The sequence below is a fragment of the Nocardiopsis sp. CA-288880 genome, assembly GCF_050955985.1.
GTDB classification, from domain to species: Bacteria; Actinomycetota; Actinomycetes; order Streptosporangiales; family Streptosporangiaceae; genus Nocardiopsis; species Nocardiopsis tropica.
In genome coordinates this window covers 7,474,068-7,501,001 of the sequence record NZ_CP192105.1, presented here as the reverse complement: position 1 = coordinate 7,501,001, position 26,934 = coordinate 7,474,068, and the positions used below count along the sequence as shown (strand labels likewise).

The following is a 26,934-nucleotide window of genomic DNA, read 5'->3' as shown; positions in this document are numbered from 1 at the left end:
ATTCGAATGAGAAACATAATATCGACCATGGAAAGAATAATCCAGAATATTGCTGGACGCTTGTCTCTGGGGTTTTTGTTGGTTAAGTAGTGGCTTGTTTTGCTGCGTTTCCGATCAGGGTTCTTGCCTGGCTGTTGAAGCAAGCGCCCGACGCGGTCATTTGGAAAACGTGAAGGTACTGCTCGACCTCGATTTTGTGGCTTAAGGTCAGTTCGGCGGAAATCGTTTCGACGACAACAGATGTTTCATCCCGGATCAAAAAACCGTGGTTGGGTAGATAAGGAGGAGATGAATCAAAGGGGATGATGCCGAAGGAGATATTGGAAAGCCTGCTTAACGTGATCAGTCGATCCATCTGGGCAGCCATGGTGTCTCGGTTGCCACGCCTGTGGTGTAAGGCAGCCTCGGCGACGATGTAACGAAAACTCTTGTCGCGACGGTAGAGCACCTCTTGGCGCTGGATCCGTTGCTGGACGGCGTCTTCGATGCCAGAGGTCGATCTGTTCTTCCGGTTCGCCGCCTCAAGCACCGCACGTGCGTAGTCCGGTGTCTGGAACAGGCCGGGAATGAGCGTCGGTTCATAGCCGCGGAAGACGCGAACTCGCTTCTCTTCGCTGGCTATACGTGCCTGAATCCCGCTATGGCCATGATGCAATTGGTCTTTCCAGGCGACCCACATCGACTCAAGGTCGTTCAAACGGTTGATGAGGTCGGCCGCCTCGTCTGCCCTTCCACAGGCCTGGGCCCAGTTGGCAATCTCAGCTGCCTCCGGGGCCTGGCGCCCGGTCTCGATCTTGGAGATTTTTGGCTGGCTCCAGGCCAACAGCTCCGCGAGCTGTACACCCGTCAGTCCCGCTGACCGGCGTATCTCGCGGAGCCGCCTGCCCAGTTCTTGTCGGGCACGATCAATGCTGTAGGTCACCTATTTATTGAACCGCTTACTGCTCTCGGGGTCGTACTCGGCGTGTGGGATCGCATGGCGCCAGGCGATATCGCGCCACCGGCAGTAGCGAGCGATTGTGGCTGGGTCATCGATGCTCTCGGACTTGGAGGGGGCGTCATCGTCATCGAAGTGCAGGAGGCAACCCCACTCGCTGTCGAACAACCAGAAGTCGAAGTTCGGTAGCTCAGCCGCACCTGGGTGGTGCCGGGGGAGCCATCGGATGTCTTCTCCTGCTTCGATGTTGAAGCGGGTGACGGCATGTTCCCAGCGGATGTAGTTGCTCAAAGGCTCCGAGACGACTCGGACGCGCTGCCAGGTTTTTCCCTCGGCGCGACCGCTGGTGACGTTCCTGTGCCATGCAGAGGTCTGGGCGAAGTTCGCCTCACGCCCGAGGTCGCCGGTCCGGAGGAACCACTGGATGTCTTGGGTTTCCTTGCCGACGTTGTAGCGGTCGCGGACCTCCAGTTTCCAGGCCGTGTGCTTGAAGTCCTTGAACTGCTGTGAGAACTCGGCGTCGGTGATGACCCTGGCCATGCGTCACTTGCCTTCGTTCGCGTACCGGAGGAGTTCGCTGGGGATCTCGACCAGGGTTTCGTTGTCCGCCAGGTCTCGGACGTCGCCCATCGCCTCGGGGTCGAAGACCTTGTACCCCTGAACAACGATGGTGCCGCGATCTGTCTTGTAGAGGGTCGGGCAGTGTCCGTCCTCGCTGTCGGTACCCAGGAACGTCAGCCGCATCAGCGCCTGCCTTCTCATAGTCGAGAATATTCTAGGATGATCGTGTCATGGCTCTCCGGGGTTGGACAGACGTTTTACGTGACCGGATATGGCCACGAGAGTGTCGGGCAGTTGCGCCTCAGGTCCGATGCCGCGCGGGAGCAGTTCCGCGCCTGGTCTGCTTCCTGAACGACGACGCCCCCGGCCGACGACCGGGGGCGGAGGTGGTTCGGAGGCTAGGGCTGGTCGCTCTGGGCGGTGCTGAGGAAGGCCCGCCACTCAGGGCTGGGGAAGCTGAGCGCACCGAGGTCTCTGTGCTTGGTGTCGCGTATCGCGGCGCCCGCACGGGCGGGCGTCGCGACCTCCACGCATGCCTGGGCATTGGCGCTGTACGTGGACTTACGGAACTCCATGTCGAACATCGGTATCACTCATGTCCTTCTACGCGTAGTTGTCACGCATTACATTCTCGATCAGCTCCACCGAAGGCTCAGGCAGGAGCGCTGACCCTTGTAGGTGTCCGTACACCTCATTGTGCCGTTCGATCTGGTGGGGTTCCTCCAGGAACTGGCTGGTTGTGACGGATTCGGTGAAGGCGAGTGACTGGTCCAGGGGGTCCTCGAAGTCGAGAATGAGGAACGAGCCGAGCATCGCCGCGTGTGCTCCGGCGGAGAAGGGGAGTACCCGAAGATCCACATTGTGCCTGGTTGCGGAGTTGATGAGGTGCTGAAGTTGTTCACGCATGACCTCAGCACCGCCGACTTCGCGCCTGAGCGCACCTTCGTCGATGATCGCGTAGAGCTTGGCCGGGTACACGCCTTCCAAGATCCTCTGGCGTTCCAACCGGGCTTGTACGTGGCGTTCGACGACGTTGCCTGGATGCGCGGCACCTCCGCGAAAGATGGCCTCGGTGTAGCTCGGTGTCTGTAGGAGACCGGTGATGACCTGAGCCTCGAAGGTGCGGATGGTCGATGCTTCAGCCTCGAAGTCCGGCAGTGCCCCGGAACCGAAGACATCCCTGTAGTCCGACCACCAGCCTCGCTGTTTCGCATCCTTCGCGAGCTGCATGAGCCCGTCTCGGTATGCCTGGTCCCCGGCTTGGTAGAGGTCGAGGAGCGTAGCCAGGTCGGGCTGCGTGATCCCCTGATCTGCCCGTTCGATACGTGTGATTTTTGAGTGCTGCCATCCGAGGTTCTTGGCAGCGGTGGCCCCGGTGAGGCCCGTCTGCTCACGGAGCTTACGCAGCTCGACGGCAAGACGGCGGCGACGGACGCTGGGGCTGTGGGCAGAGGGACGGCGCATGGGTCGATGGTAGCTCGTCATTCTCTATTTCTATGGCAGTTTGCTTCTTGTAGCTTGCAAAATCGCAGTTTGCTATGCATCATGGGTGTGGTTGGACGATTGCTGAGTGTAACGCCGGGATGGCTTCTTGAAGGTCGTCTTGGGCGGGGAGCTCACGGATTAGCTGTTGATGTGGCTGACCAGAACCGTCGAGAGGTGATGTCGCATGAGGAGTTCCAGTAGTCGAGCAGACGAGGTGAGGGGCGGCCCGGACGGGGAGTGGAAGCGGTTCGGGCGGCGGGTGGGGGAACTGCGGGAGGCGGCCGGGCTCAGCACCCACGACCTGGTGGTGCGGGAGGTGTGCGGGGCCTCCGAACTCCGCCGGGTGGAGGGGGGCGACACGGCCGTCCCGCGCCATCTCGCCGAGTACCTGGACCGCAAACTCGACGCGCAGGGCAGCCTGGTCAACGCCTGGGCCCGTGCCACGCTCAACACCCATCTGGCGTCGGGGGCCCGGCCGCACGAACTCGACTCCTCGGTGAGCGCCCTGCGCGAGTTCCACCCCGGGGCGCTTCCGACCACGGTCCAGACCCACGCCTACGCGACCGCGCTCGGCCGTCCGCGGGGAAGGGCCGTGGGGCAGTCGCTCGGCTGGAACAGCACGGCTTCGCTGCGGGTGGTGGTCAACGAAGCCGCGGTGCGGACCCGGGTGGGCGGGGTCGAGGTGATGCGCGAACAGCTGGGCCGCCTCATCGGTTCCATGCGGGCGAGCGGGCTCTGCCTCCAGGTTGTCCCGGCCGACGTGGCCGAACACCCCTGCCCGATGGGACCGTTCCGCCTCCTGTCCCTGGGGCCGGTGTACACCGTCGCCCACCTGGTCTCCCCCTGCGGGGACGGTCAGCTCGTCTCCGCGCCCCAGGAGGTCCGGGCCTTCTCCGACCTGTTCGAGGAGCTGCGCGGCGCGGCGCTGCCGGTCGGTGACTCCCTGGACCTGCTGGTCCACATCGCCGAATCCCTCAGGCTCCCGGCGGAACGCAAGGCGATCACCAGCGGAGAAGAGGCCGGCGGGGTTCTGGCAACGCTCTCCGCACGCCGGGTCGCCCACCCCTGAGGGCGACCACGAAAAAGCTCTGGCGGGTGCTGAGAACACCCCCAGAGCAGGCCGACACCACCAAGCAATAATCCAGAAAGCGAGTTGTCGACATGTCCATTCTGCCGCACACGACCCCCGCGGAACACCGATGGCCTGCGCGGATCTACCCCGGAACCCTCGTGCGGATGAGCACCGTACGCGCGGACCTGCGCTCCGACCTCGCCGGGTTCACCGAGGACCTGGTGGAGGCCGTCGTCCTGTGCGCGAGCGAGATGGCCGCCAACGCCGTCGAGCACACCCGATCGGGAGCCGATCCGGACGGCCGGGTGCTGCGAGCGCTCCTCCCACCGGAACCGGGCGTGCTGCGCCTGGTCGTCGTGGACGACGGGGCACGGGAGTCCTCCCCGGAGATCCCGGCGCGGCGCACCGAAGCGGAGTGGATGAGCGCCGAACGCGGACGCGGCCTGCTCCTGGTCGACGCACTCGCGCGAGCGTGGGGCGCCTACCCGGTGGTCCCCTTTCCCTTCTGCGCCGACCTGGGCACGGCCGTGTGGGCCGAGTTCACCACCGGGGAGACCGGCTGATGACCACCGCTATGGACCCACGCATGCGTGCGGTGCCCTCCCCGCCTCGTGGACACCGTTCCCCCCGCACCGCTCTCACCTCCCACGCCTCCGGGCCCACTCGGGAACAGCAGCTCCTCGACCAGATGTGCGGCAACCCACGGGTCGCCTACCGGATCGAACACGGAGCCCTGCCCCACTGGATGAGGGTGGTGGAGGAGCAACGCGCCCAGCGGGAGCGGCCCCCGGTCCGACCGGATACCCCGGAGGATGATCCCGTGTCCGCCGAAGGCGGGCGTCATCGGCGGCCCCGTGCCCGACGGGTCCGGTGGTCCGGACGGCGGGCGCTGTCCTACGTCCTCGCCGTCGCGGGAGGCGTCCTCCTCGGCCAGGTCGTCGCCATGTCACCCTGGTGACCTGTCGCCCCGGCCGCCCGCACGCCTTCCGACTTGCTCACCGGTCCGCTTTGTCCACAGGCTGTGGACGAAGTCCGCCGATCCTCCGGCGCGCGGCGGTCCCGGGAACGGCGGACGCCCCGGCCGTTCCTCGGCCGGGGCGTCCGCGTTCGGGTACTGCGGGTACTACAGGATGATCCGCATCGGCTCTTCCAGGATCTCCGCGAGGTCCTTCAGGAAGGCCGCGCCGACCGCGCCGTCCACCGCGCGGTGGTCGACCGACAGCTCCAGGGAGATCCGGTTGCGCACGACGACCTCGCCGTCCACGACCACCGGCTCCTGGCGCATCGCGCCGACCGCGAGGATCGCCGCCTCCGGCGGGTTGATGACCGCCGAGAAGCTGTCCACGCCGAACATGCCCAGGTTGGACACGCTGAACGTGCCGCCGCTCATCTCCTGCGGCTTCAGCTTGCCGTCGCGGGCCTTGCCCGCCAGCTCGCGCGTGCGCGTGGAGATCTCCGACAGCGTCGCCTTGTCGGTGTCGTGCAGCACCGGTACGACCAGCCCGGCGTCCACGGCGACGGCCACGCCGACGTTGACGCGGTGGTGCTGGAGCAGCTTGTCGTCGACCCACGAGGTGTTGACGGCCGGGTGCAGCTTCAGCGTCGTCGCGCACGCCTTGACGATCAGGTCGTTGAAGCTGATCTTCGCGCCCGTGGACGCCAGCTGCTCGTTGATCTGGCCGCGGAAGCCCTTGAGGGCCTCGGCGTCGATCGTGCGCCGCAGGTAGAAGTGCGGCACCGTCTGCTTGCTCTCGGTCAGGCGGCGCGCGATCACCTTGCGCACGTTGCTGACCTTGAGCTCCTCGGAGTCGCGGCCGTCGTCGAAGGCCGGCGCGGACGGGGCCGCGGCCGGTGCGGGACGCGTCTCCTTCGCGGCCGGCGCGGCGGGGGCCGACTCGCGTGCCGCCCCGTCCTTGGCGGCGGCCTCGATGTCGGCGCGCACGATCCGGCCCTTGGGGCCCGACCCCTCGATGCTGTTGATGTCCAGGCCGTACTCCCGGGCCAGCCTGCGGGCCAGGGGGGACGTGCGCGGACGCGGACCGTCCTCGCCGCCGCCGGAGGACGGGGCGGGGGCCTCGGCGGGAGCGGACTCCGCGGACTCCTCGGCGGGCCCGGAGGCGCCCTCCTCCGCCCCGGCGGAGCCGGAGGACTCCTCGGCGGGCTCGGAACCGCCGGAGCCGGAGTCCTCCGGCACCGCGTCGGGGGAGTCGCCGATCACGCCGATGACGGCGCCGATCGGCACCGTGTCGCCCTCGGACACGGACTGCTTGACCAGGTAGCCGTCCTCGTAGGCCTCGTACTCCATGACGGCCTTGTCGGTCTCGATCTCGACCAGGACGTCACCGGAGGCGACCTTGTCGCCCACCTGCTTGACCCACGTACTGATGACGCCTTCCTCCATGGTGTCGGAGAGGCGCGGCATCTGGATCTCGCTCATACTTGGAATCTCCCTCTACCCGACCCGTTTGCCGACGGCGCTCAGGGTCTCCTTGATGGCGGTGCTGATCGACTCGACCGACGGCAGGGCGGCCGTCTCCAGCGGCTTGGCGTACGGCATGGGGACCTCCGCCATCGCGACCCGGCGCACCGGGGCGTCCAGGTAGTCGAAGGCGCCCTCCTGGATCGACGCGGCGATCTCCGCGCCGATGCCGTAGGTCAGCCAGTCGTCCTCGCAGATCACCGCGGCGCCGGTCTTCTTGACCGAGTCGACGAAGGTCTGGCGGTCGAGGGGCCGGAGGCTGCACAGGTCGACGACCTCGACGCTGATGTCCTCCTCGGCCAGCTTCTCGGCGACCTGGGTGGCGACCATCGCCATCCGGGAGTAGCCGATGAGGGTGATGTCGGAGCCCTCGCGGGTCACCTTGGCCCGGCCGATCGTGGCGACGGTGTCGTTCGACGGCTGGGCGTAGTCGTCGGGGACCTCGCCCTTGGAGTTGTACAGGCCCAGGTTCTCCAGGAACAGGACCGGGTCGTCGTCGCGGATGGCCGCCCGCAGCATCGCTGAGGCCTCGGCCGGGGTGCTGGGAGCGAGCACCTTGAGGCCGGGGATGAACGAGTAGAACAGCTCGATGTTCTGCGAGTGCGTGGCGCCGAGCTGCTGGCCGCCGCCCCCGGGGGTGCGGATGACCATGGGCACGCTGGTCTGGCCGCCGAACATCCCGTAGATCTTGGCGGCGTGGTTGATGATCTGGTCGATGGCGATCAGCGAGAAGTTGATGGTCATCAGCTCGACGACCGGTCGCAGGCCGAGCATGGCCGCGCCGATCGCGGCGCCGACGAAGCCCTCCTCGGCGATCGGGGTGTCCTTGACCCTGCGGGGGCCGAACTCCTTGAGCAGGCCCTCCGTGATCTTGTAGGAGCCCTCGAAGACGCCGATCTCCTCGCCCATGACGAGGACGTTCTCGTCGCGGACCATCTCCGCGCGGAGCGTGTCGCGCAGAGCCTGGCGGTAAGTGATCACAGACATGTGCTCGGTCCCTCTCTACTCTGCGAACACCGGGTCGGCGGGCATGCGGCGCGACTCGTTGGGGACGGGCGTGGCGTACGTGTAGTCGAACAGCGTGGACACGTCCGGGTGCGGGCTGTTCTCGGCGAAGTCGGCGGCCTCGGCCACCTCCTCCTTGACGGACGCGGCGAGCTCGTCGCGCAGCTCGTCCGTGAGGATGCCGGCCTCGGAGAGCCTGGCGCCGAAGAGGGCGATCGGGTCGTTCTCCTCGGACCGGGCCTCGTCCTTCTGCTCGTCGGTGCGGTACTTGGCCGGGTCGACCACGGAGTGGCCCTTCATCCGGTAGCTCCACGCCTCCAGCAGGAACGGCGTCTGCTCCTCGCGGGCGCGCTCGACCAGGCGGGCGGCGGTGTCGCGGACCGCGAGCACGTCGCGGCCGTCCACGCGCTCGCCCTCGATGCGGAAGGCGGAGCCGCGCTTGTACAGCTCGGGCTCGGCGGAGGACATGTCGACGGTGGTGCCCATGCCGGTGAAGTTGTTGATCACCACGAACACGATGGGCAGGTTCCACAGCTTGGCGATGTTGAGGGACTCGTGCCAGGCGCCGATGTTGGTGGTGCCGTCGCCCATCTGGCACATGACGACCTCGTCGCCGCCCCGGTAGGAGATGGCCAGGGCGGCGCCGGTGGCCAGCGGGAGCTGCCCGCCGACGATGCCGTAGCCGCCGAGCATGCGGGTCTCGGTGTCGTACATGTGCATGGAGCCGCCCCAGCCCCTGGACACGCCGTCGGAGCGCCCGTAGAGCTCGGCCATGACCCGCTTGGGGTCCATGCCCTTGCCGATCGCGTACCCGTGGTCACGGTAGTTCGTGAACAGGTAGTCGCGCTGCTGGAGGGCGGTCATCAGGCCGACGACGGTGGCTTCCTCACCGAGGTTGAGGTGGCAGTAGCCGCCGATCCGGGCCTGTGTGTAGGCCTGCGCGGTGCGCTCCTCGAACCGCCGGATGAACAGCATCTGGCGGTAGTAGTCGAGGAGGACGTCGGGGGTCTCGCCGGCGAGGCCGGCGGCGGTGTCCTTGCGACCGCGCCGCCGGGTCCCTGAGGACCGGGCGGTGCCGGTCTTCGGCTTGGCCGTGTCAGCCATGGTGTGCCTTTCTACGTACGAGAAGGCCTGTCTCCCCGGCCTGTGGGCCGGAGTGCCAGGCCCGCCGCGGTCCCGCTGTCGGGCGCGACCTCGGCGTGCGCCGCCGCCGGGCTCATTCGGCTGCGGTGCTCTGTGGCTGTTGCGGGGCGCGTCGCGGGAAGCGTGGCTCGTCCTTCCCGGACGCGAAGCGCTCGTGGGGTCTCGTGTGCAGTTGTCGCCCGGACCCTCGACCGCATTGCTTCCCGGTCTCCACTGCCCTATGCATCCGTGGCTCGGCGTGGCAGTGTCGGTCGCGAGGGTTCGTCCACCGGCCGGATGAACGACTCCCCGCACCCGAGGGGGCGCGCGTACGTGTGACGTGCGTCGCGCACACTCTACGGTCTGATCGATGATCGATCAATACGACTTTACGGCAGATAGCCCAAGTTTGGTGCAACGGGGCAGGTCAAGGTCGGAAGGGGGGATCCGGGACGAGGGGGCGACACGCGGGGAGGGCCCCGGCCGCCTCCCCCGGGACGGGAAACGGCCTCAGCGCACGCTCTCGTGGGACTTCAGCGCGGCCTCGACGTAGTTGAGGACGTGCTCGCTGACCATGTCCCCCACCGACGGGTCGCCGTCGCGGAAGGCCCGGGTGATCTGGTCGTGGTCGGCGGCCTTGGCGTGCAGCTCCATGTTCAGCCAGCGCACGGACAGCGCGGTCCACACCTCGACGCCCAGCGACTCCCACGTGTGCAGCAGCACGCTGTTGTCGGCGGCCCGCACGATCTCCCGGTGGAACTCCACGCTGTGCCTGATCTGCTCGGAGACGTTCCCCTCCGCGGTCGCCCGCTTGAGCGCCTCCACCTCGCGCTCCAGCGCGGAGGGGTCGACGGCGAGCCGGGGCGCGGCCAGCCGCGCGGCGACCAGCTCCAGGCCGGCGCGGACCGGGTAGATCTCCGCCATGTCCTGGACGCCGAAGTCCCGCACGCGGGCGCCCTTGTTGGGCACGGTCTCGATCAGGCGCAGGGTCTCCAGCTCCCGGAGCGCCTCGCGGACCGGGGCCTGGCTCACCTTCAGCTCGGTCGCGACGCGGCGTTCCACGATCCGCTCGCCGGGCTGCCAGCGTCCGGACAGCAGGCCCTCGACCAGTACCTGCCGGATCTGCTCCCTCAGCGGCTCGCGCGCGAGCTTCGAGGGATCATCCGGCAACTGGGGCAGGTCGACCATCCAGGGCCCTTCCGTTCCACGGCCCGCGCACACCGTGTGCCCGGGCCGGTTCGCTCAGCTTCGTACAAGCTCTTTGAAGGGTGCCACACGCCGACGGGTCAACCGGCCAGTAGGCCTCGAAAGGCTAACGGATGGCTCACGAACGTGTCGCGTCGCGGTGAACCGACGGGGACCGCGGGCGGGGCCCACGGCAAAGCCCGAGGCAGAAGCGTCACACTTGAGCGGCCGTGCCGCCGATGCGGCGAAGTGTCCGGGTAGGCTCATCTGTTGGCAACACTCACCCACCGTTGTACGTGGTAGGGGCCACGCAACGGCAACGAGTCCGACAAGGGCGCCTTGACCTGCGCCGACCACCGCCGGGCGGATCCCGGCGCGACACATCCAGCATTGTTGGGCCGCGTGTTCCCCGACACGGGACCTGACCGGTGGCCGGTCACGACATAGTGAACCAGTCCCCGGGTAGGGCCGTCGAACGGGATGAGCGGGGTAGGTCTACCCCGGCGCCCGTCCCAACCCCGAGTCGACCCTGAGGACGTCAGGATCAGTTCCAGCAACCACGGCTAGCCCGTCCCCCACGCTTCCCAGGTGCCACAGGCAAGCCCACGACGTGTGAGACAGCACTGAGCACATGACGCACTCTTCGAGGACCCGACATCCACGGTCCAGGCAGTTGAACCAACCACACGACAGGGAAGAGCGTACGACCCCGGCGGCGGGGCCGTACAGCGGACCCATCCCCGTGGTGCGTGCCACCGAGTACGCCCCCGGCCCCCCTGTCGTGCGCGCGGTCCGATGGCCGAGCGTGAGCGAGATCGCGTGGGGCGTCGCCTCCGACCGTGTGGCCATCATGCTCGCCGTGGCGCTGATCGTCATGACGATGCTCGCGGCGGGCCCGCTGCACCCTGTGGACAACTTCCTGAACGAGCTGCCCCGGCCCTACTGGGACGTGCTCCGCGAACCGATGATCCTCTGGCCGGACACGGTCGCCTCCCGTGCCGTGGCGCTGCCCGTCCTGGGCGTCACCGTGCTGCAGCTCGCCTACTGGCACCGGAGCTGGCGGCCGATCGTGCTGGGCACGGTCGGGGTCGTGGGGATGATGTCCCTGGTGTCCGTGATGAAGCTGGGGACCAACCGCGGGCACGCCAAGCACTTCGACCCGGACTTCTTCATGGGCCCCGGGAACGTGGCCTTCCCCTCCGGCCACGGGGCGAACGCGATCCTGATCTACGGGCTGGTGCTCTTCCTGATCATCAGGTTCGGCGCCGCGCGGCCGCACATCATCCGGCGCCTCGCGTACTGCATCGTGGGCATCGCCCTGCTGCAGTCGACCGTCTCCATCTACCTGCACTTCCACTGGTTCACGGACCTGGTGGCGGGGATGCTGGCCGGAGGGTTCGCGCTGAGGGTGACCATCCGCCTCGACCGGATGATCCCGCACGGGCGCACGGTGGAGTGGTGGCCGTGGTACGGCCGCAAGGAGGGCCCGCTCGCGGCGAAGGAGTGAGTGCGGCGGCCCCCGCCCCCGGGGCGGGAGGCCCGCGAAGGCGGCGCCCGCCGGACACCGTCCGGCGGGCGCCGTCCGGCGGGCGCCGTCCGCCGTCCGGAACCGGTCGGCGGCGGCGTGCGGCCGGGCCGGGGACCCGGCCGACCCTGCGGCGGAGCCGCCGGTCGCGGCGGGCCGGATGTCGGCGCGGACGGCCGCGCATTCTACGGCAAGCGCTTACCGATCAAAGCCCTGAAAATACGCCGGGAAGGCATATCCGGGCGCGGTGCCACCTGGGACGGCGTCCATTTCGGAGAATGCCGACGCGGTTCCACCGGGTGACCGCAAGCCCGTTCAGCAGGGAGAACGCTGCGCCTTCCTTCTTGCGCTACGTAATCAGTTGGTGATTCTCCGGACATGGGGTGTTGACACGGCGTCGGCCGCCGATTTACCTTCCTGGCACGGAAAGCGCTTTCAGTTCGATGGCCGGACCGTTCGGGCAACCGGACGGCAACGGCACACCGGCTCCGGAACGTGCGGGGCCGCGTCACTCCCCAGACCCCTCCCGGAAGAGACCCGCCATGTGCACACCCCCGGGCACGCCGCAGACACGAACCACGTCACCGCGGGTCGCGGCCGTCGAAGGCCTTGCGGACCCCGTGGAACCGGTCGGTCCCGCCGCGGTGCCGGGCGGCCTCTGACCAAGGACCCGGCGGGCGCGGTCCCCACTCTCGCGTCCGCCGGCACGGAGTCGGCGCCGTCCGGTGCGCGGCCGACCTCCGGAGAACCCCCGTCGCACCACGCCTCCCCTCACACCAGAACGAGGAGAACCCCCCATGAGAACAGAACACCCGAAGACCCCCTCGGCCAGGGCGCTCGGCGTCGGCGGCGCCGCGCTCGGCGCGGCCGCCCTCGCCCTCGGACTGCTCGGCGTCCCCGGCAGCGCGTCGGCGGCGGTGGGCAGCCCGCAGGGCTGGGCGTCCCAGAACGGCGGCACCACCGGGGGCGAGGGCGGCGACACCGTCACCGTCTCCTCCGGATCCGAGTTCCTCGACGCCCTGGAGGGCGACGGGCCCCGGGTCATCGAGGTCAGCGGCTCCATCGACATCTCCGGCATGAACGACGTGCCCTCGGACACGACGATCATCGGCCTGGACGGTGCGGAGATCACCGGTGGCGGGCTGGACATCAGCGGCGTCAGCAACGTCATCGTCCAGAACATCGCCTTCTCCGGCTGGGACGACGACGCCGTCAACATCCAGGAGGGCTCGACCAACATCTGGATCGACCACAACAGCTTCACCGACGGCTACGACGGCGCGGTGGACACCAAGCGCGAGTCCGACTTCGTGACCGTCTCCTGGAACCACTTCTTCGACCACGAGAAGACGTCCCTCGTCGGGCACTCGGACGGGCACACCGAGGACGAGGGACACCTCCGGGTGACCTTCCACCACAACTTCTACGACGGGACGGGGAGCCGGCACCCGCGGGTGCGCTTCGGCAACCCCGTCCACGTGTTCAACAACTACTACCTCGACAACGCGGAGTACGGTGTCGCCTCCACCATGGGCGGCGGCGTCCTGGTCGAGGGCAACTACTTCGAGGGGGTCGACAACCCGACCCACACCGGCTACGCCGATTCGGACATCGGCGCCGTCGAGGAGCGGGACAACGTCTACGACGGCTCGGGCGAGCCCGAGACGGGAGGCGGCGACGTCGCCGCGATCCCGTACGCGTACGACCTCGACCCGGCCGAAGACGTCCCCGCGATCGTGAGTGGCGGCGCCGGACCCGGGAACATCTAGATGGCCGCGGAGTCCTTCCGGTAGCGGGAGGGACACCGCGTGAGGCCACCGTCCCGATCGGATACGGGACGGTGGCCGTCTCACGTCCGCCGCCCGCCCCCGCCCCGGCGCGCCCGGTCCGGCAGGAGGCGCCGCCACTCCGGGTCGAACGCCGGGTGGTCCTCGTAGGCGAGCGCGACGCAGGCGAGCACCCGCACCGCCACCGCGGCGGCGGTCCGCTCGGGGTCGTCCCCGAAGACGCCGGTGTCCGCGGCGGGGTCCTCCTCCGCGGGGCCGCCCCCGGAGAACCATCCGCCGAAGACGTCCGCGACGGTCTCCGCCCAGCTCCAGTCCTCCTCCGCGGACGCCTCCTCGCGGAGCGCGTCCACGGTGGCGAGGAGCGCCAGGTGGGAGCGCGTGCACGGGTCCGGGCGGCCTCCGCCGGCCTCCCCGACCCGCTCCCTGACGAACCGCTCCAGCCTCCGGCCGGCCCTCGTCGTGCTGTTCATGCCGTCCTCCTCCCGGTGGATTCCGCCCCGCCCGGTCATCCGGGCGGGCGCAGCGAGTCCAGATGGGCCCGCAGGACGCCCGTGGTCCGCCCGGCGACGGCCTCCGGGTCGCCCTCGGACGTGAGGGCGTGCAGGGCCAGGCCGTCGAGCAGGGCGTGCAGGCGGAGCGTCTCGGCGTCGAGGTCGGCGTCCGGGCGGACGCGGCCCCGGTCGAGCAGGTGGCGCAGCACCCCGTGGCAGGCGGCGCGGACGCCGCGGTGCGCCTCCTCCTGGATGGCGCGGAGCCCGGGGTGCGCGGGCGTCTCGGCGATGATCGCCACCTCCAGCTCCATCTCCGCCCGGCGGGTGCCGTCGAGGGGGAGGAGCTCGTGGAGGATCGCCTCGGCGAGCTCGCGGGGGTCGTGCAGGCCGGTGTGCCGCGCGACGCGCTCGCGCGCCCGGGCGTGCACCAGTGCCATGGAGAACTCCAGGAGCTCCTTCTTGCTGGGGAAGACGTGCCGCACGGAGCCCACGGCCAGGTTCGCCTCGGCGGCGACGGTGCGCACGGAGACGGCGCCCACCCCCTCGCGGAGGATGACCCGCCAGACGGCCTCCGCGATCTCCTCCCGGCGGTGTTCGTGGTCGATCAGTTTCGGCATGGGTTCATGGTAGCACGACTGTGCTACTGTGATAGCACGGTCGTACTAACAAAGATCGGGGCGAACGGCGTCGCGAACGATCGTCGGGGGTGTGTCCAGTGGTGGAGTTCATCGTCCAGAACCCTGTGGCCGCGGTGATCGTCCTGTGCGAGTTCGGCCTGTGGGCGCTGCTGGGCCTCGGCCTGGCCCTGCGCTACCTGTTCCGGCTGCGGCGTGCCAGCGCGCTCGTCCTGTGGTCGATCCCCCTGCTCGACGTCGTCCTGGTCGTCGCCACCGCCCTCGACCTGCGCGGCGGGGCGGACACGGGCACGGTCCACGGCCTCGCCGCCGTCTACCTGGGCCTCAGCGTCGCCTTCGGGCCCGTGATCGTGCGGTGGGCGGACGCCCGCTTCGCGCACCGGTTCGCGGGCGGGCCGCCGCCCCCGAGGGCTCCCCGGAGGGGGCCCGGACGCCGTGCCCACCTGCTGCGGGAGTGGTACCGCGCCGTCGCCGCCGCCGCGATCGCGTCGGCCGTGCTGCTCGGCCTCATCGTGTTCTTCGCCGCCCCGGAGGGGCGCGAGGTGCTCGCCTGGTGGATCGGCCGCGTGTGGATCGTGGTCGGACTCTGGTGCGTGTTCGGTCCGCTGTGGGAGGGCGGAAGCGGGTCCGGGCGCGGTGGCGCCGAGGCGGCCGCCGGCGGCGACGCGGGCCTGGGGGCCCGCGCCTGAGGAGGCGGAAGGCGTCCGCCGGCCGCGTCCGGAGCGCCGCCGAGGGGGGCGAAAGTCCGTTCCCGGCAGGCTTCGCGGGGGTGTCGCCGCCGGTCCGGGGCAGCACTGCCCCGGACCGGCGGGGTTTCACGTGAAACATCCCGGGCGCCCCGGCGGAGGCCGGGGCCGGGCGTCACATGGACGTCCGGGCGTACTCGTGGAGGGAGTCGCGGACGAACGCGGCGCCCTCCACGGTCCCGTACGTGGCGGAGAAGTCCGGGTGCTCGACGTACATGTCGCCGAGGCAGCGCACCAGCTCGACGGAGCGCTCGCGGTCGCCCTCGGCCACCGGGGTCCCCGGGATCGCCCGGAGCCACTCCACGTGCCGGGCGGCCAGCGCCTGCGCGCGGTCCGACCCGGGGGAGACGCCGTCCTTCCAGGCTTCGGTCCACGAGTTGACCAGGTCGTCGGTGTCCCGCTTCCACGCGATCTGCTGCCGCACGGTCTTGCCGTGCCACCAGTCGTTGCTCTCCCGGAAGACCCGCTCGCCCCAGCGGGCGACGACCTCGTCCCGGTAGGGGTCGTTGAACCCCTCCAGCATCATCTGCATGGAGGGGTCCGACCCCGAGGCCCGGGCGTCCAGGGTGTGGCGGACGGCCCTGATCCGCTGGTCCAGGCGGCTGCGCTCGGCCTCGAGGAGGTCGATGTGGTCGCCGAGGGCCCCTTCCTCGTCCCCCTGCCGGTCCAGGACGTCCGCGATCACGGGCAGGCCGAGGCCGAGGTCCCGCAGGAGGAGGATCCGCTGGAGGCGGGCCACCGCGTCCATGTCGTAGTAGCGGTAGCCGTTGTCGCCCACCCGGGAGGGGTGCAGGAGCCCGATGTCGTCGTAGTGGCGCAGGGTCCGACTCGTCACACCGGCGCGGGCCGCGACCTGCTGGATGGTCCACTCCACGCACCCCCCTCTCCGGGCCTCGCGGGCCCTACTCCTCGACGACGAAGTCGCCGCTCTGCATATTCTCCTTGACCCACTCCTTGGCGTCGTCGGCCTCCGCCTCACGGTAGGCCGTGAGGATCACCCGGTTGCCGTCCGGGTCCTCGACGGTCAGGTCGGAGGTGAACCAGGGGGTGTCCGAGGGGCCCTCGACGGCGGCGCCCGGCGGCAGGTCGGCCCGGAGGGCCTCGGCCAGGGCGGTGAGGTCCTGCCCGCCCGCGGAGAAGCTGGCGGTGGTGCTGCCGCGCTCCGGCTCACCGGGGACGAGGAGGATGTCCTGGTACTTCATCCGCCGCAGGTGGACCACGGCGGGGGGTCCGTCCGGGTCCCCGAGGACGGCCAGGGAGATGAAGCCGACGGAGTGGTAGAAGGATTCGGCGGCGGCGATGTCCGCGACCTGGAAGGTCACGAACATCGGCATGGGGTAGACGGTCCGGTCGATGACGGACGCGGTGTTCTCGCTCATGTCGCCGACCCTAGGAGTTGCCGTAGCGAGAAGGTCAAGCCGTGATCGCGCGGACGGGGCCGGGCGTGCCCGGCCCCGGACGCACCGCGGGCCCGCCCGGAGGGGGCGGGCCCGCGCGGTTGCTCAGACGGAGAGGGCGACCCCCGCCCGGGCCTGGGGCACGGTCGTCGGCGTCTGGTGGTCCAGGCAGGAGGCCATCGCCCGGTGCCAGCGGTTGCCCCTCAACCGCGGCTCCAGCACGGACACCGTGGCCCCGTACTTGCTGAACCCGACCTCGCGGAAGCCGTGCTGGTGCAGGCGGCGCTCGGTGGAGGTGAGCCCGCCGCGCGTCTTGACCTCCAGCAGGACCATGTCCGGCCTCATCCCCACAGACCACCCGTTGCGGTACCCCACCAGGTCCGTGTCCACGGTCACCCGCTCCTCTCCCGAGAACGACACGACGGTGGCGCGCCGGTAGTCGGTGACCGCGCTCGCCGTGAGCACGTCCGGCGGCTCCATGCCGTACCCGAGCAGGGTGTCGTCCAGGAACCTGCGGGTGAGGGGGGTCAGCCGGTCGGGCGGCCCCTCGTACTCGATCCGCGTCTTGTCGGTGATGCCGCGGGCCCCCTTCAGCTTCACCTCGAACATGCGCGTCCCCGTGTCCACGTAGGTGCGCACCCGGGCCTTGAACCGCACCCGCCGCCCTCTTCGATGGTCGTGGAAGGTTCTCAGATCGGGGGTGTCGAGGTAGGTGGACGAGTACCGGAACACCTGCTGACCTCCGATCGTCAGCACCCCGAACCGCTCCTCGGCCCCCGCGAACAGGGAGTCCGCGAAGGTGACGGGCACCAGGTACTTGCGGCAGGTGCGGGTGACCAGGGCAGCGCGCGAGTTGATCTCGGCCAGCGTCATCGGGCGGAGGGCGGCCAGCGCCTCGGAGAGGGCCGGGGCGGAGGTGTCGGTGCTCATCGGTTGCCCACCAGCCAGGCCGGGAGGGCGACGGAGCGCTCGGGGGAGGACAGGGCCGCGTCGGACCTCGACGCGAGGTAGCGGACGTCCACGACCATGAGGTCCCGCACGTAGTCGACCTCGGTGACGTCCACCCGCTTCACACGGCCCCGCAGCCGCGCCTCCAGGTCCTGCCGCAGCGCGACGGGGTCCTCGTGCACCACGTCCAGCGTCATCACCCGTCGCAGGTGCCGGGAGAGCAGGCGCGGGTGGTCCGCCGCGTACAGGCCGGTGAGCAGGAGGACGTTGAGGCCCAGCAGGATCCAGGGCGTCTGTGCCGCGACCGCGTTGACCAGGCCGAGGGTGATCGCGGTGAAGTAGTAGCCGATCTCCCCCTGGCTGATGAGGTCGGACCGCAGGCGCAGGATCGACAGCACGCCGAACAGGCCGAAGCCGACGGCGAGCCCCACCTCCTGGTTGGTCAGCATCGACACCACGGCGAAGATGCCCGTGTTGAGGGCCACGTAGGCCAGCAGCAGGTCCCGCCGACCGTGGCGGCGGAAGTAGAGGGCGTACGACAGGACGGAGATCGCGGTCAGGTCGACCGCCAGCGCGAACCAGAACATGGTGATCATCCTCTGGACGGGGGGTGAGGCGTCCATGAGGAGCACATGAGGGAATCCTCATCCGGTCATCCCGGGGACACGGGTCCGGGGGCCGCCCCGTACGCGAACGGGGCGGAGGCGTCACCGACGCCTCCGCCCCGCGCTTCCCCCGTGTCACCGGACCGTCGGCCGGGCCACGGGGCCGGGGACCGGCCCCCGCCCCGCGGCCGGCCCGGTCAGCCGGTCAGCCGGTACCCCATGCCCCGCACGGTCACGATCCGCTCCGCGCCGACCTTGCGGCGCAGGGCCCGCACGAACACGTCCACGACGTTCGACCCCGGGTCGTAGTCGTAGCCCCACACGTGGGACAGCATCTGCTGCCGGGTCAGGACCTGCCCGGGATGCCGCATCAGCAGCTCCATCAGCCCGAACTCCCGGGCGGTGAGGTCCACCGCGTCGCCGTTCACCGCCACCCGCCGGGTGCGCAGGTCCAGGGCGAGTCCCCCCGCCCGCAGGACCGTCAGGTCGGCGGGCCGCTCGTTGCGCATCCGCAGCCGCACCCTGGCCAGCAGCTCCTCGAACCGGAACGGCTTGGTGACGTAGTCGTCCGCGCCGATCTCCAGGCCGGTCACCGTGTCCCGCACGCCGTCGCGGGCGGTCAGGATCACCACGGGGATGTCCACGCCCAGCGACCGCACGCGTCGCAGCACGTCGAACCCGTCGGTGTCCGGGAGTCCGAGGTCCAGCAGCATCATGTCGAAACCGCCGGTCACCGCGTAGTCCACGGCCTCCGCCCCGGTTCCGACCACGGTGGTGGTGAACCCGCTGGACTCCAGGCCCTTGCGGACGAACGAGGCGATGCGCTCCTCGTCCTCGACGATGAGGATGCGGCTCACGCGTACTCCCTTCCTGCGATGGTGGGGATGACCAGGGTGAACGTGGATCCGGCCCCCGGCGCGGACCTCAGGTCCACCCGGCCGTGGTGGGCCTCGGCGATGGCCCTGACGATAGCCAGGCCCAGCCCGGCGCCCCGGTCGCCCCGGGCGGCCCCGCCGCCCCGGGAGAAGCGCTCGAAGATCCTGCCGTGCTCCTCGGCCGGGATGCCGGGCCCCTCGTCGGTGACCCAGAACAGCGCGTCGGGGCCGCTGACCGTGGAGCCGATCCGCAGGGTGGAGCCGGGCGCGGTGTGGCGGACGGCGTTGGCCGCCAGCTGCACCACGGCCTGGGTGACGCGCTGGGGGTCGAGCCGGGAGACCCCCTCGGCCACGGACTCCAGGCGCCAGTCGCGGTCGCCCAGCTTGCGCACCTTGGCGTCGATGTCGCTGGTCAGCTCGGCCAGGGACGTGTCCTCGGGACGGAGGAAGTCGGGCTGCTGGGACTTGGCGAGCAGCAGCAGGTCCTCGACTATCCGCGCCATGCGGTCCAGCTCGTCGGTGACCAGGCGCACGACCTCGCGGCGCTCCTCGGGGTCGTCCCCCATCAGCTCCAGGTGGCCGCGCACGATGGTGATGGGGGTGCGCAGCTCGTGTCCGGCGTCGTCGACGAACCGGCGCTGCGAGGTGAAGGCGCCCTCGAGGCGGTCCAGCATGCTGTTGAACTGCTCGGCGAGGGCGGCGATGTCGTCGCGGCCGGACACGTCGATGCGGCGGGTGAGGTCCTCCTCGGTGATGTACGCGGCGGTCTGCCGGATCAGCCGCACCGGTGCGAGGATGCGTCCTGCCACCCACCAGGCCGCGGTGCTCGCGGCGAGCAGGCCGACGAGGCTGACCAGCGCGATCGTCTGCATGGTGGTGATGACTGTGTCCTCGTCCGACTCGGTGAAGTAGCCGATGACGAACCATCCGGAGGCGCCCTCCCCGTCGGGGGGCAGGACGCGGATCTTCTCCCATTCGACGGGGCCGGCGGGGGAGTCCGCGGTGCCCCGGGCGTTCGGGTCCTCCAGGATCGCGGTGACCGCGTCGGCGTCGGCCGACAGGTCGTGGGGGGGCTCCTGGCCCTGGCGGATGCGCCCCGCCGGGGCCTCGGCGCCGCCGGGCGCGCCGCCCGCGCCCCCGCCCGCGGTCTCGGACCCCTCCACCCAGGCGAACAGGATCTCGGCCTCGTCGGGGTACTGGCGCTCCAGGTGGGCCCGGACCAGGGTGGGCACGTCCGTGAAGGCCTCCCCGGTGCCGGGGTCGACGCCGACCTGCGCGAACTCCTGGAACTCGCCGATCTCCTGGGAGAGGGCGCCGTCGACGCGCTCGTCGTTGCGCGTGGTGAGCGCGCTCCAGGTGACCACGTTGACCAGGACGAGCACGGCCGTCATGAGCAGGACGACCCAGGCCATGATGAGGAGCCGGGCCGGGATCCGCCGCCGCTGGGGGGCCTCGGGCTGCGGGCCCTCGAAGACCATGGTCGGGTACACGGAGGTGTCCTCCGGCCGGGACCACGCGCCCCTGCCGGGTACGCCGCTGAGGTCCTCCGTGGGAGAGTCCGCGCCGAAGTGACCCTCAGTCGTCATCGTCGTCGCCCCAGTCGTCATCGTCGCAGTCGTCGTCATCATCATCCCCGCTCCCGCACGTGTGTGCAGGTGACGGCTCCGGTTCGGCGCTCGGAGTCGTGGAGGGGGTCTCCGAGGGCGGGGCCGTTCCGGGGTGGTCGGGGTCCTCCTCGTCGGGGGTTCCGTCACCGTCGTGGTCGGTGACCGGGGGCGGTGGGGGGACGACGTCCTCGTCGGCCTGGTCCACGGGTTCGGCGCCGGGAGACTCCCCGACGACCACCTCGTGCGGGGGCGCGGCGTCCGACCCGCTCCCGGGCAGGGCCCACACCAGGACCGCACCCGCGACCAGGACGGCCGCGACGGCTGCGGCCAGCAGGGGCACCAAGGGTGATCTCATAGTCCGAGATCATCTCGGCTCTGGGCGAATACGAGATGAAACGGACATGAGGATCCTTTCATCCTGGCAGGTGGGGTGAGGGTTTCCGCGCCGGGTCCGGTCGGGCGCACGCGTCCTGCGCACGGACACCCCTCGACCTCGACCCGAGTCGGGTCTCCGGGGCCGCCCCGACCGGTCGGCGGCCCCGGCGGCGGGAACGGCGCGCGGCGGTCCGGAGGGAGGACGGCACCCATGGGCTCCACGAGCGGAGGCGACGGGACCCGGACGGCGGTCACCGTGATCGGGCAGGGGGAGACGGGCGCCGCGCTCGCGGGCGCGTTCGCGGAGGCGGGGCCGTCCCGGCCCGGCCGCGTCCCGTCCCGGAGCCAGGGGGCGGGACGGGCCGGGACGGGACAGGCGGTGGGAGACCCCGCCCGCGCCGTGGCGCGCGGCGCCCGACCGGTCCGCGCGTGCGCCTCCCGTCAGCCGGCTCCGAGGGCCGCGGTCGGATGCTGCGCGGCGGCGCGGAGCGCGGGCACCAGCCCCGCCACCGCGCCGATGGCCACCGTCGCCACGACGGCGCCCGCCCCCGCCCACCAGGGCACGGAGACCGGCCACCCCCGCAGCAGCGCGTACACCAGGGTCGCCAGCGACCCCAGACCCGCCCCGGCCACACCGCCGAGCGCGGAGAGCACCATCGCCTCCACCAGGAACTGCGACCGGATCGCGCCGCGCGTCGCCCCGAGGGCGCGGCGCAGGCCGATCTCCCCCCGGCGCTCCAGGACCGAGATGACCATGGTGTTGGCCACTCCGACCCCGCCGACCAGGAGGGCCACCCCTCCCAGGCCCAGCAGCAGTCCGTTGAAGGTCTGGTCGGCGGCCCGTCCGGCCTCCAGCGCCTCCGAGGGGCGCGACACCTCCACCTCGTTCGGCCGCTCCGGGTTGGCGTTGCGCCCGACCAGCTCCCGGGCCTGCGCCACCTCGTCCGGGTCCATGCGCATGTAGACGGTGGAGGGATCGCCCGAGCCGTCGAGCACCTCCTCCGCCACCGCCTGGCCGACCAGCGCGGAGTTGTCGAGCTCCGGCGCCAGTTCCGAGGGCTCCAGCACCCCGACCACGGAGAAGTACGTGCCGTCGACCAGCACCAGCGTGTCCGGGGTGATCCGGGTGACGCCCAGCCGCGCGGCCGCCGAGGAGCCCAGCACGACCGCGGGGTGGTCCGCGGTGGCGGCGTTCAGCCAGGTGCCCGAGGCCACGCCGGTGCGGACGGTCTCCAGCAGGCCCAGGTCGGCGCCGTACACGCCGATACCGCCGGACTCCCCGCCGGGGACGAGGTCGCTGCGGTACACGTTGGCCCCGTCGACGAACTCCACCTGCGACGTGTGCTCCACCTCGGGCATGCGGTCGATCCGGCCGCGCGCGTCCTCCGGGAGCGTCGTGTCCTCGCCGAACACGGTGCTCCCCGGGGAGACGCTCACGTGTCCGTCGTCCGGTCGATCGCCTCGGCGCACGGGGCGACGGCGACGGCACGGCCGCGCCCTGGCGGGGGGCTCGTGGCCACGGTCGGCTTCCCCGGCGGGTAGGCGTGCCCGGCCCGACGGAGCCCGGGGCGGGCGCGCCCCGCCCGGGGGGCACGCGCGGAGCCGCCGGCCTCCGGCGGAGCGCTCCCCGCCGGGGCGCGGCTCAGGAGGCCGGTTCGGGCTCCCGCTCGGGAGCGCTGCTCTGGGGGACGGTGAGCAGCCTGATCCCGTACGCCCCCAGCACGGCTCCCGCCGCGGCGACCAGGCCGCCGACCCAGCCGCCCCCGTACGTCTCGCCCATGAAGCCCACCCCCACCACGGTCGCGGCGAGCGGGTTGGTGAAGGTGGTGATCCCCAGGGGGGCTCCCAGGTCCATGCCCTGGTAGGCGGCCTGAGCCAGGAACAGCCCCAGCACGGCGATCACCGGGGTGGCCAGCGCGGAGGAGTGCAGCAGACCCGCGGCGCCGACCTCCCCGACGACGGCGACGGCGGTCTTGACCGTGGCCGAGGAGACACCGAAGGCCACGCCCGCGGCGCCCGCCAGGAGGTAGCTGCGCCAGGCGGCGGACCGGACGCGCCCCGCCATCCACGCGGTGGCGAGCAGCAGGACCGTGGTGCCCAGCCCGACGACCGCGGAACCGGTGTCGTCGAGGACCCCGCCCTGCCCGCCCGTCACCGTCACCGAGAGCAGGGCGGCCAGCGCCACCACGGTGAACGCCGCCCCGCGCCACTCCTCGCGGGTGACCCGCCGACCGCCCAGCCGGGCCGACCACGGGATGCCGAACACCAGGACCAGCACGCCGAGCGGCTGCACCACGCTCAGCGGGGCGTGGCTCACCGCCGCCACCTGGAATCCCGCGCGGCCCCCGTTGAACAGCAGCGACACCCACCACAGCGGGTGCCGCAGCAGCGCCTTCAGCTGCCGGCCGCCGGTGAGCGGCTCCGTCACCCGTACGGCGAGCCGCCGCTGGGCCACCGCGGCGGCCGTGTAGGCCGAGCACGACAGCACCGCGAACACGATTCCCAAGCCCGTCCCGAACACCATGACAGCCATGATCGCGCCCTCCGGGGGCGGTCGCGCCACGGGGGAGCGGCCGGACGGCGGGAACCCCCCGGAGGGACCGGCCGGAACCGGGGCCCGTCCGGGCGGGCGCCGCCGCCCGGAGCCGCTTCCGGGGAGGTCCCGGGGCCGCCGGGCCCGGAGGCCGGCGCCGGAGCCGGGTTCCGGAGCACCGTGGCCGAGGCCACAAGCGGCCACGCGCGCGTGTGCGCCGTGGTGGTGGGGCGGCGTTCCCCGCGCCGGGAGGTGCCGGGGCGGCGGGGACCTCAGGATCCGCCGGACGCCCGCGGTCGGCGGAAGTACCGGTTCGCCGCCGGGGTGAATGCCAGTGCCCACGCCGTCAGCACCGACGCGATGTGCGCTGTCCGCACCAGCAGATACGCGGCGCCGTGTCCCTCGTACCCCATGGCCTCGAGGATCGCCTGGCCGTCCGGCGCCGCCAGGACGACCGGCACGACCAGTGTGCCGAGACCGATCACGCCGAGACCCACCGCGAGGACGACCCGCGCCCACTGCCGACCGCGCGCGAACCACAGCACGGCCAGCGCGGCGGAGGCGTAGACGGCGAGGCGCAGTGCGAGCCCGGCCCAGGGCACCCCCTCCCCCGACACCACCATGCCCCCCACCGCCACCACGGTCTCCGCGACGCCGCACGCGACCGCCGCCGCCCACGCCGCCGCGGCCCACAGGACCGGCCGGGGCGGCCTCCGCCGCGCGACCCCCGCCCGCTCAGCCGTTCCCGGGGCCGTACTCCGCCGACCCGCCGCCACCGCTCTTGTCTCTCGCATACCTCCAGGGTCGTGCGATTCCCTTCCGGACTCCAGGGTGGACGGACCCGGAGCGCGGTGGTGCGCGCCCTACCCGCGATCGGCGACGGCGCCCCGGTACAGGGCGGCGACCACGCCCTCGATGTCCGGTTCGCGCAGCGTCAGGTCGACGACCTCGTGGCGCCCGGCGACCCGGGAGATCACCGCGGCCGGGTTGCCGGACAGCTCCAGCCACTGCCGGGGCCCGTCCACGCGCACGCACGCGCCGCCCTCCACCTCGATGGGCGGGGCGGGGGCGGCGAGGTCGACGACCAGGACGCGCGGAGTGGGCACGCTCGCGCGCAGGCCCTCCAGGTCGCCGTCGTACGCGAGGCGCCCCTTGTCGATGACGACGACCCGCCTGCACAGCCGCTCGACGTCGCCGAGGTCGTGGGTGGTCAGCAGGATCGTCGTGCCCTCCTCCGCGTTGAGCCGGAGGAGGAACTCGCGGATGGTCGACTTGCTGACCACGTCCAGCCCGATGGTCGGTTCGTCCAGGACCAGCAGGTCGGGACCGTGCAGCAGCGCGGCGGTGAGGTCGCCGCGCATCCGCTGGCCCAGGCTCAGCTGCCGCACCGGAGTGGCCAGGAACGGGCCCAGCTCCAGGAGTTCGGTGAGCTCGGCCAGGCGGCGGGCGTGGTCGGCGGCCGGGACCCGGTACATGTGCCGGACCAGCTCCAGGCTGTCCTTCAGCGGCAGGTCCCACCACAGGGTGGTGCGCTGGCCGAACACCACGCCGATCCGCGAGGCCAGGCGGGTGCGCTCGCGGGAGGGTTCCAGCCCGTTCACGCGCAGGTGTCCGGCGCTGGGTGTGAGGATGCCGGTCAGCATCTTCATCGTGCTGCTCTTCCCCGCCCCGTTCGGCCCGAGGTAGCCGACGATCTCGCCCGGCCGGACGGTGAAGGTCACGTCGGCGACCGCGCTGACGGTGCGGCGCCTCCGCCGCAGGAACGGGCCCTCGGAGAGGACGAAGTCGCGGCCCAGGCCGACGGCCTCGATGACGGGGCCGTCACCGCCGGTGCTCGGTTCGGACGTGGTCATCATCAGCTCCCGGTGGATCGGTAGTGGCGGAGGCCGAACCTCCAGCAGGCGGCGGCGACCGCGCACAGGGCGACGGCGACGAAGGGGGTGGCGAAGCGCAGGAACCCCGGCAGCCCGGTCGGGTCCGGCCGGTCGAGGAGGTAGAGGGCGGGCTGCCAGGTGACGAAGGCCAGCGGCAGGACGAAGGTCGCGGCGCGCACGACGTTCTTCGGGTAGATCGCCATCGGGTACTCGGAGAGGGCCTGCCCGCCGTAGGTGATCGAGTTGGCGGCCTCCCGCGCGTCGGCGACGAAGAACTGGAGGCAGGCCCCGATGATCCAGACCGCGCAGCAGATCGCGGTCGCCGACACCAGCAGCACCGGCAGCATCAGCACCTTGCCGACGCTCCAGTCGATGTCGCACGCCGCCAGGGCCACCGCGGTGACCGCCGAACCGGGGACGATCCGGCCCAGGCGGCGGGGCGCGAAGCGGTCCGTCGCCATCTGGACCAGCGGCGGGACCGGGCGCACCAGCATGACGTCGAGGGAACCGGTCCTGATGTGCCGTCCCAGGCCCTCCACCATGCCCATCACCATGTCGGCGCAGGCGAACGCGGTCGTGGCCATCCCGGCGATGAGCAGGCCCTCGGCCATCCCGAACCCGGAGACCTCCCCGGCATGGCCGAACACGACGAAGACGGCCCCCATCTCGGCGAAGGCGCCCAGGGAGGTCGACAGGGTCATCATGACCAGGGACGCCGGGTACTGCGCCAGGGCGCGGCACCAGGTCCATGCGAGCAGCACGTAGACCCGGACCGGCCAGAGCACGGACTCGCGGGTGCGGGCGAGGAGGTCAGCCACCCTGGACCACCACCTTCCGCGTGGCGTGGGAGGTGACCCGGGCGCCGAGGGCGAGGAGGGCGGCCGCCCACGCGGCCTGGAGGGCCAGGCCGCCGAGGGGGCTCCCGCCGGGCAGGGACTCCTTGTCCAGGAAGACCTCGGCGGGGATCTGGGCGATGGAGGCCCATGGGAGCACGCGCAGCACGTCGGCGACTGCCGGGGGGAACAGGGGGAGCGGGATCAGCATCCCGGCCGCCACCGGGCCGAGCAGCCCGGCCACCGCCCAGATCCCGGTGGAGTCCATGAGCCAGAACCCGGCCAGCTCGTACAGGTAGCGCAGCGCGAACGACACGAGCGCGGCCAGGACGAAGGAGACCAGCGCGATCGCCCAGCGGCCCGGTTCGGAGGGGAGGACCAGGTCGAACAGGACGAGGCCGACCGCGAACGTGGGCACTCCGCGGAAGACGAGGTTGAACGTGGCCCGCCCCATGTCGTCGGCCAGCCACCAGCCCATCATCGAGACGGGGCGGAGCATGTCGGTGGCGACCGCCCCGCTGCGGACGCGTTCGCCGAGTTCCAGGGGCGGCCCCATGATGGCGACCATGCCGATGAGGGCCTGGCCGATGAACACCTGGGTGACGGCGTCGCCCGCGTCGTAGCCGTTGATCTCGGGCCGCACCGAGAAGAGGGCGAGCATGACGGCCGCGTTGATCGCGCCGAAGACGGCGTTGGTGAAGATCCCGGCGATCGTGGCGGCGCGGTAGGTGGAGTAGCGGTGCAGGCCGAGGGCGTACACCGCGAGGTAGACGCGCATGGGCGCGGGCTCCCGGAGGGTCGAGACGTGCAGGTGGTGACCGGTCCCGACACCGGGGCGGAGCCCCGGCGGAGACGCG

Annotated in this window: 30 protein-coding genes; 6 read left to right on the top strand and 24 right to left on the bottom strand. The window is 71.2% G+C overall.

Annotated features, from left to right (window positions below):
• Nucleotides 1-82: 82 nt before the first annotated feature.
• From ACQPYD_RS32520 to ACQPYD_RS32500, 5 genes are all read right to left on the bottom strand, one after another.
• Complete coding sequence (locus ACQPYD_RS32520; RefSeq protein WP_433699168.1) at nt 83-922, bottom strand: helix-turn-helix domain-containing protein; 840 nt, start codon at nt 920-922, stop codon at nt 83-85.
• Nucleotides 923-1,477: a DUF6879 family protein gene (locus ACQPYD_RS32515; RefSeq protein WP_433699167.1), complete on the bottom strand. Its 555-nt coding sequence runs from the start codon at nt 1,475-1,477 to the stop codon at nt 923-925.
• A 3-nt stretch (nt 1,478-1,480) separates the two neighbouring features.
• The gene (locus ACQPYD_RS32510; RefSeq protein WP_330160020.1) at nt 1,481-1,681 is read right to left on the bottom strand and encodes a hypothetical protein; all 201 of its coding nucleotides are present in this window, start codon (nt 1,679-1,681) and stop codon (nt 1,481-1,483) included.
• A gap of 215 nt (nt 1,682-1,896) precedes the next feature.
• Nucleotides 1,897-2,082: a DUF397 domain-containing protein gene (locus ACQPYD_RS32505; protein WP_433702201.1), complete on the bottom strand. Its 186-nt coding sequence runs from the start codon at nt 2,080-2,082 to the stop codon at nt 1,897-1,899.
• A gap of 19 nt (nt 2,083-2,101) precedes the next feature.
• Complete coding sequence (locus tag ACQPYD_RS32500; protein ID WP_330160008.1) at nt 2,102-2,983, bottom strand: helix-turn-helix domain-containing protein; 882 nt, start codon at nt 2,981-2,983, stop codon at nt 2,102-2,104.
• A 184-nt stretch (nt 2,984-3,167) separates the two neighbouring features.
• Here ACQPYD_RS32500 and ACQPYD_RS32495 point away from each other — a divergent pair, with 184 nt between their 5' ends.
• The 3 genes from ACQPYD_RS32495 (at nt 3,168) to ACQPYD_RS32485 (ending at nt 5,013) form a co-directional block, all read left to right on the top strand.
• Complete coding sequence (locus ACQPYD_RS32495) at nt 3,168-4,052, top strand: helix-turn-helix domain-containing protein (protein WP_433699166.1); 885 nt, start codon at nt 3,168-3,170, stop codon at nt 4,050-4,052.
• A gap of 167 nt (nt 4,053-4,219) precedes the next feature.
• Entirely contained in the window at nt 4,220-4,618 is a 399-nt protein-coding gene (locus tag ACQPYD_RS32490; protein WP_433699165.1) for an ATP-binding protein, read from the top strand.
• Entirely contained in the window at nt 4,618-5,013 is a 396-nt protein-coding gene (locus ACQPYD_RS32485) for a hypothetical protein (RefSeq protein ID WP_433699164.1), read from the top strand. The genes ACQPYD_RS32490 and ACQPYD_RS32485 overlap by 1 nt, the downstream gene beginning before the upstream one ends.
• A 165-nt stretch (nt 5,014-5,178) precedes the next feature.
• Here the strand turns inward: ACQPYD_RS32485 and ACQPYD_RS32480 are convergent, their stop codons facing one another.
• The 4 genes from ACQPYD_RS32480 to ACQPYD_RS32465 form a co-directional block, all read right to left on the bottom strand.
• Complete coding sequence (locus ACQPYD_RS32480; RefSeq protein WP_433699163.1) at nt 5,179-6,492, bottom strand: dihydrolipoamide acetyltransferase family protein; 1,314 nt, start codon at nt 6,490-6,492, stop codon at nt 5,179-5,181.
• 15 nt (nt 6,493-6,507) lie between these two features.
• Nucleotides 6,508-7,521: an alpha-ketoacid dehydrogenase subunit beta gene (locus tag ACQPYD_RS32475; protein ID WP_402916057.1), complete on the bottom strand. Its 1,014-nt coding sequence runs from the start codon at nt 7,519-7,521 to the stop codon at nt 6,508-6,510.
• Between the two features lie 15 nt (nt 7,522-7,536).
• Nucleotides 7,537-8,643, bottom strand: a complete 1,107-nt coding sequence (gene pdhA, locus ACQPYD_RS32470; RefSeq protein WP_433699162.1) for a pyruvate dehydrogenase (acetyl-transferring) E1 component subunit alpha — start codon at nt 8,641-8,643, stop codon at nt 7,537-7,539.
• A 528-nt stretch (nt 8,644-9,171) separates the two neighbouring features.
• Nucleotides 9,172-9,849, bottom strand: coding sequence for a GntR family transcriptional regulator (locus tag ACQPYD_RS32465; protein WP_433699161.1), 678 nt, complete (start codon nt 9,847-9,849; stop codon nt 9,172-9,174).
• 739 nt (nt 9,850-10,588) lie between these two features.
• Between ACQPYD_RS32465 and ACQPYD_RS32460 the strand changes: the two genes are divergently transcribed.
• Complete coding sequence (locus tag ACQPYD_RS32460; RefSeq protein ID WP_433699160.1) at nt 10,589-11,353, top strand: phosphatase PAP2 family protein; 765 nt, start codon at nt 10,589-10,591, stop codon at nt 11,351-11,353.
• A gap of 815 nt (nt 11,354-12,168) precedes the next feature.
• Nucleotides 12,169-13,140: a pectate lyase family protein gene (locus ACQPYD_RS32455; RefSeq protein WP_330160000.1), complete on the top strand. Its 972-nt coding sequence runs from the start codon at nt 12,169-12,171 to the stop codon at nt 13,138-13,140.
• Nucleotides 13,141-13,220: 80 nt separating this feature from the next.
• On the opposite strand, the gene ACQPYD_RS32450 is transcribed toward ACQPYD_RS32455, so the two are convergent.
• A complete protein-coding gene (locus tag ACQPYD_RS32450; RefSeq protein WP_433699159.1) occupies nt 13,221-13,628 on the bottom strand; it encodes a hypothetical protein in 408 nt (135 codons plus the stop codon).
• Between the two features lie 35 nt (nt 13,629-13,663).
• The gene (locus tag ACQPYD_RS32445) at nt 13,664-14,266 is read right to left on the bottom strand and encodes a TetR/AcrR family transcriptional regulator (RefSeq protein ID WP_433699158.1); all 603 of its coding nucleotides are present in this window, start codon (nt 14,264-14,266) and stop codon (nt 13,664-13,666) included.
• Between the two features lie 98 nt (nt 14,267-14,364).
• On the opposite strand from ACQPYD_RS32445, the gene ACQPYD_RS32440 reads away from it, so the two are divergent.
• On the top strand, nt 14,365-14,973 hold the full coding sequence (locus ACQPYD_RS32440; RefSeq protein WP_433699157.1) for a hypothetical protein: 609 nt from the start codon (nt 14,365-14,367) through the stop codon (nt 14,971-14,973).
• A gap of 172 nt (nt 14,974-15,145) precedes the next feature.
• On the opposite strand, the gene ACQPYD_RS32435 is transcribed toward ACQPYD_RS32440, so the two are convergent.
• From ACQPYD_RS32435 to ACQPYD_RS32375, 13 genes are all read right to left on the bottom strand, one after another.
• Nucleotides 15,146-15,904 (bottom strand): MerR family transcriptional regulator, encoded by a 759-nt coding sequence (locus tag ACQPYD_RS32435; protein WP_433699156.1) that lies wholly within the window; start codon nt 15,902-15,904, stop codon nt 15,146-15,148.
• 28 nt (nt 15,905-15,932) lie between these two features.
• Nucleotides 15,933-16,409 (bottom strand): VOC family protein, encoded by a 477-nt coding sequence (locus ACQPYD_RS32430; RefSeq protein ID WP_433699155.1) that lies wholly within the window; start codon nt 16,407-16,409, stop codon nt 15,933-15,935.
• Nucleotides 16,410-16,532: 123 nt separating this feature from the next.
• A complete protein-coding gene (locus ACQPYD_RS32425) occupies nt 16,533-17,357 on the bottom strand; it encodes a polyphosphate polymerase domain-containing protein (protein WP_433699154.1) in 825 nt (274 codons plus the stop codon).
• Complete coding sequence (locus tag ACQPYD_RS32420) at nt 17,354-17,962, bottom strand: DUF4956 domain-containing protein (RefSeq protein WP_433702200.1); 609 nt, start codon at nt 17,960-17,962, stop codon at nt 17,354-17,356. Before ACQPYD_RS32420 ends, ACQPYD_RS32425 begins: the two co-directional genes overlap by 4 nt.
• A gap of 215 nt (nt 17,963-18,177) precedes the next feature.
• On the bottom strand, nt 18,178-18,837 hold the full coding sequence (locus ACQPYD_RS32415; RefSeq protein ID WP_267947280.1) for a response regulator transcription factor: 660 nt from the start codon (nt 18,835-18,837) through the stop codon (nt 18,178-18,180).
• Complete coding sequence (locus ACQPYD_RS32410; RefSeq protein WP_433699153.1) at nt 18,834-20,441, bottom strand: sensor histidine kinase; 1,608 nt, start codon at nt 20,439-20,441, stop codon at nt 18,834-18,836. The genes ACQPYD_RS32415 and ACQPYD_RS32410 overlap by 4 nt, the downstream gene beginning before the upstream one ends.
• Nucleotides 20,431-20,817, bottom strand: coding sequence for a hypothetical protein (locus tag ACQPYD_RS32405; RefSeq protein ID WP_433699152.1), 387 nt, complete (start codon nt 20,815-20,817; stop codon nt 20,431-20,433). The genes ACQPYD_RS32410 and ACQPYD_RS32405 overlap by 11 nt, the downstream gene beginning before the upstream one ends.
• A gap of 461 nt (nt 20,818-21,278) precedes the next feature.
• A complete protein-coding gene (locus ACQPYD_RS32400) occupies nt 21,279-22,274 on the bottom strand; it encodes an ABC transporter permease (RefSeq protein WP_433699151.1) in 996 nt (331 codons plus the stop codon).
• Between the two features lie 205 nt (nt 22,275-22,479).
• Nucleotides 22,480-23,361 carry a DMT family transporter gene (locus ACQPYD_RS32395; RefSeq protein ID WP_433702199.1) on the bottom strand — a complete coding sequence of 294 codons (882 nt, stop codon included), beginning with the start codon at nt 23,359-23,361 and terminating at the stop codon, nt 22,480-22,482.
• A 281-nt stretch (nt 23,362-23,642) separates the two neighbouring features.
• Entirely contained in the window at nt 23,643-24,164 is a 522-nt protein-coding gene (locus ACQPYD_RS32390) for a hypothetical protein (RefSeq protein WP_352982217.1), read from the bottom strand.
• A gap of 69 nt (nt 24,165-24,233) precedes the next feature.
• Nucleotides 24,234-25,223: an ABC transporter ATP-binding protein gene (locus ACQPYD_RS32385; protein ID WP_433699150.1), complete on the bottom strand. Its 990-nt coding sequence runs from the start codon at nt 25,221-25,223 to the stop codon at nt 24,234-24,236.
• Nucleotides 25,224-25,225: 2 nt separating this feature from the next.
• Nucleotides 25,226-26,062 (bottom strand): ABC transporter permease, encoded by an 837-nt coding sequence (locus ACQPYD_RS32380; RefSeq protein ID WP_433699149.1) that lies wholly within the window; start codon nt 26,060-26,062, stop codon nt 25,226-25,228.
• Nucleotides 26,055-26,855 carry an ABC transporter permease gene (locus ACQPYD_RS32375; protein ID WP_433699148.1) on the bottom strand — a complete coding sequence of 267 codons (801 nt, stop codon included), beginning with the start codon at nt 26,853-26,855 and terminating at the stop codon, nt 26,055-26,057. Before ACQPYD_RS32375 ends, ACQPYD_RS32380 begins: the two co-directional genes overlap by 8 nt.
• Nucleotides 26,856-26,934 lie beyond the last annotated feature (79 nt).

Coding starts and splice junctions, on each gene's coding strand:
- ACQPYD_RS32515 (WP_433699167.1), bottom strand. CDS start 1,477: ATGGCCAGGGTCATCACCGACGCCGAGTTCTCACAGCAGTTCAAGGAC.
- ACQPYD_RS32510 (WP_330160020.1), bottom strand. CDS start 1,681: ATGCGGCTGACGTTCCTGGGTACCGACAGCGAGGACGGACACTGCCCG.
- ACQPYD_RS32505 (WP_433702201.1), bottom strand. CDS start 2,082: ATGTTCGACATGGAGTTCCGTAAGTCCACGTACAGCGCCAATGCCCAG.
- ACQPYD_RS32500 (WP_330160008.1), bottom strand. CDS start 2,983: ATGACGAGCTACCATCGACCCATGCGCCGTCCCTCTGCCCACAGCCCC.
- ACQPYD_RS32495 (WP_433699166.1), top strand. CDS start 3,168: ATGAGGAGTTCCAGTAGTCGAGCAGACGAGGTGAGGGGCGGCCCGGAC.
- ACQPYD_RS32490 (WP_433699165.1), top strand. CDS start 4,220: ATGAGCACCGTACGCGCGGACCTGCGCTCCGACCTCGCCGGGTTCACC.
- ACQPYD_RS32485 (WP_433699164.1), top strand. CDS start 4,618: ATGACCACCGCTATGGACCCACGCATGCGTGCGGTGCCCTCCCCGCCT.
- ACQPYD_RS32480 (WP_433699163.1), bottom strand. CDS start 6,492: ATGAGCGAGATCCAGATGCCGCGCCTCTCCGACACCATGGAGGAAGGC.
- ACQPYD_RS32475 (WP_402916057.1), bottom strand. CDS start 7,521: ATGTCTGTGATCACTTACCGCCAGGCTCTGCGCGACACGCTCCGCGCG.
- pdhA (WP_433699162.1), bottom strand. CDS start 8,643: ATGGCTGACACGGCCAAGCCGAAGACCGGCACCGCCCGGTCCTCAGGG.
- ACQPYD_RS32465 (WP_433699161.1), bottom strand. CDS start 9,849: ATGGTCGACCTGCCCCAGTTGCCGGATGATCCCTCGAAGCTCGCGCGC.
- ACQPYD_RS32455 (WP_330160000.1), top strand. CDS start 12,169: ATGAGAACAGAACACCCGAAGACCCCCTCGGCCAGGGCGCTCGGCGTC.
- ACQPYD_RS32450 (WP_433699159.1), bottom strand. CDS start 13,628: ATGAACAGCACGACGAGGGCCGGCCGGAGGCTGGAGCGGTTCGTCAGG.
- ACQPYD_RS32445 (WP_433699158.1), bottom strand. CDS start 14,266: ATGCCGAAACTGATCGACCACGAACACCGCCGGGAGGAGATCGCGGAG.
- ACQPYD_RS32430 (WP_433699155.1), bottom strand. CDS start 16,409: ATGAGCGAGAACACCGCGTCCGTCATCGACCGGACCGTCTACCCCATG.
- ACQPYD_RS32425 (WP_433699154.1), bottom strand. CDS start 17,357: ATGAGCACCGACACCTCCGCCCCGGCCCTCTCCGAGGCGCTGGCCGCC.
- ACQPYD_RS32420 (WP_433702200.1), bottom strand. CDS start 17,962: ATGTTCTGGTTCGCGCTGGCGGTCGACCTGACCGCGATCTCCGTCCTG.
- ACQPYD_RS32410 (WP_433699153.1), bottom strand. CDS start 20,441: ATGACGACTGAGGGTCACTTCGGCGCGGACTCTCCCACGGAGGACCTC.
- ACQPYD_RS32405 (WP_433699152.1), bottom strand. CDS start 20,817: ATGAGATCACCCTTGGTGCCCCTGCTGGCCGCAGCCGTCGCGGCCGTC.
- ACQPYD_RS32395 (WP_433702199.1), bottom strand. CDS start 23,361: ATGGTGTTCGGGACGGGCTTGGGAATCGTGTTCGCGGTGCTGTCGTGC.
- ACQPYD_RS32390 (WP_352982217.1), bottom strand. CDS start 24,164: ATGCGAGAGACAAGAGCGGTGGCGGCGGGTCGGCGGAGTACGGCCCCG.
- ACQPYD_RS32385 (WP_433699150.1), bottom strand. CDS start 25,223: ATGACCACGTCCGAACCGAGCACCGGCGGTGACGGCCCCGTCATCGAG.
- ACQPYD_RS32375 (WP_433699148.1), bottom strand. CDS start 26,855: ATGCGCGTCTACCTCGCGGTGTACGCCCTCGGCCTGCACCGCTACTCC.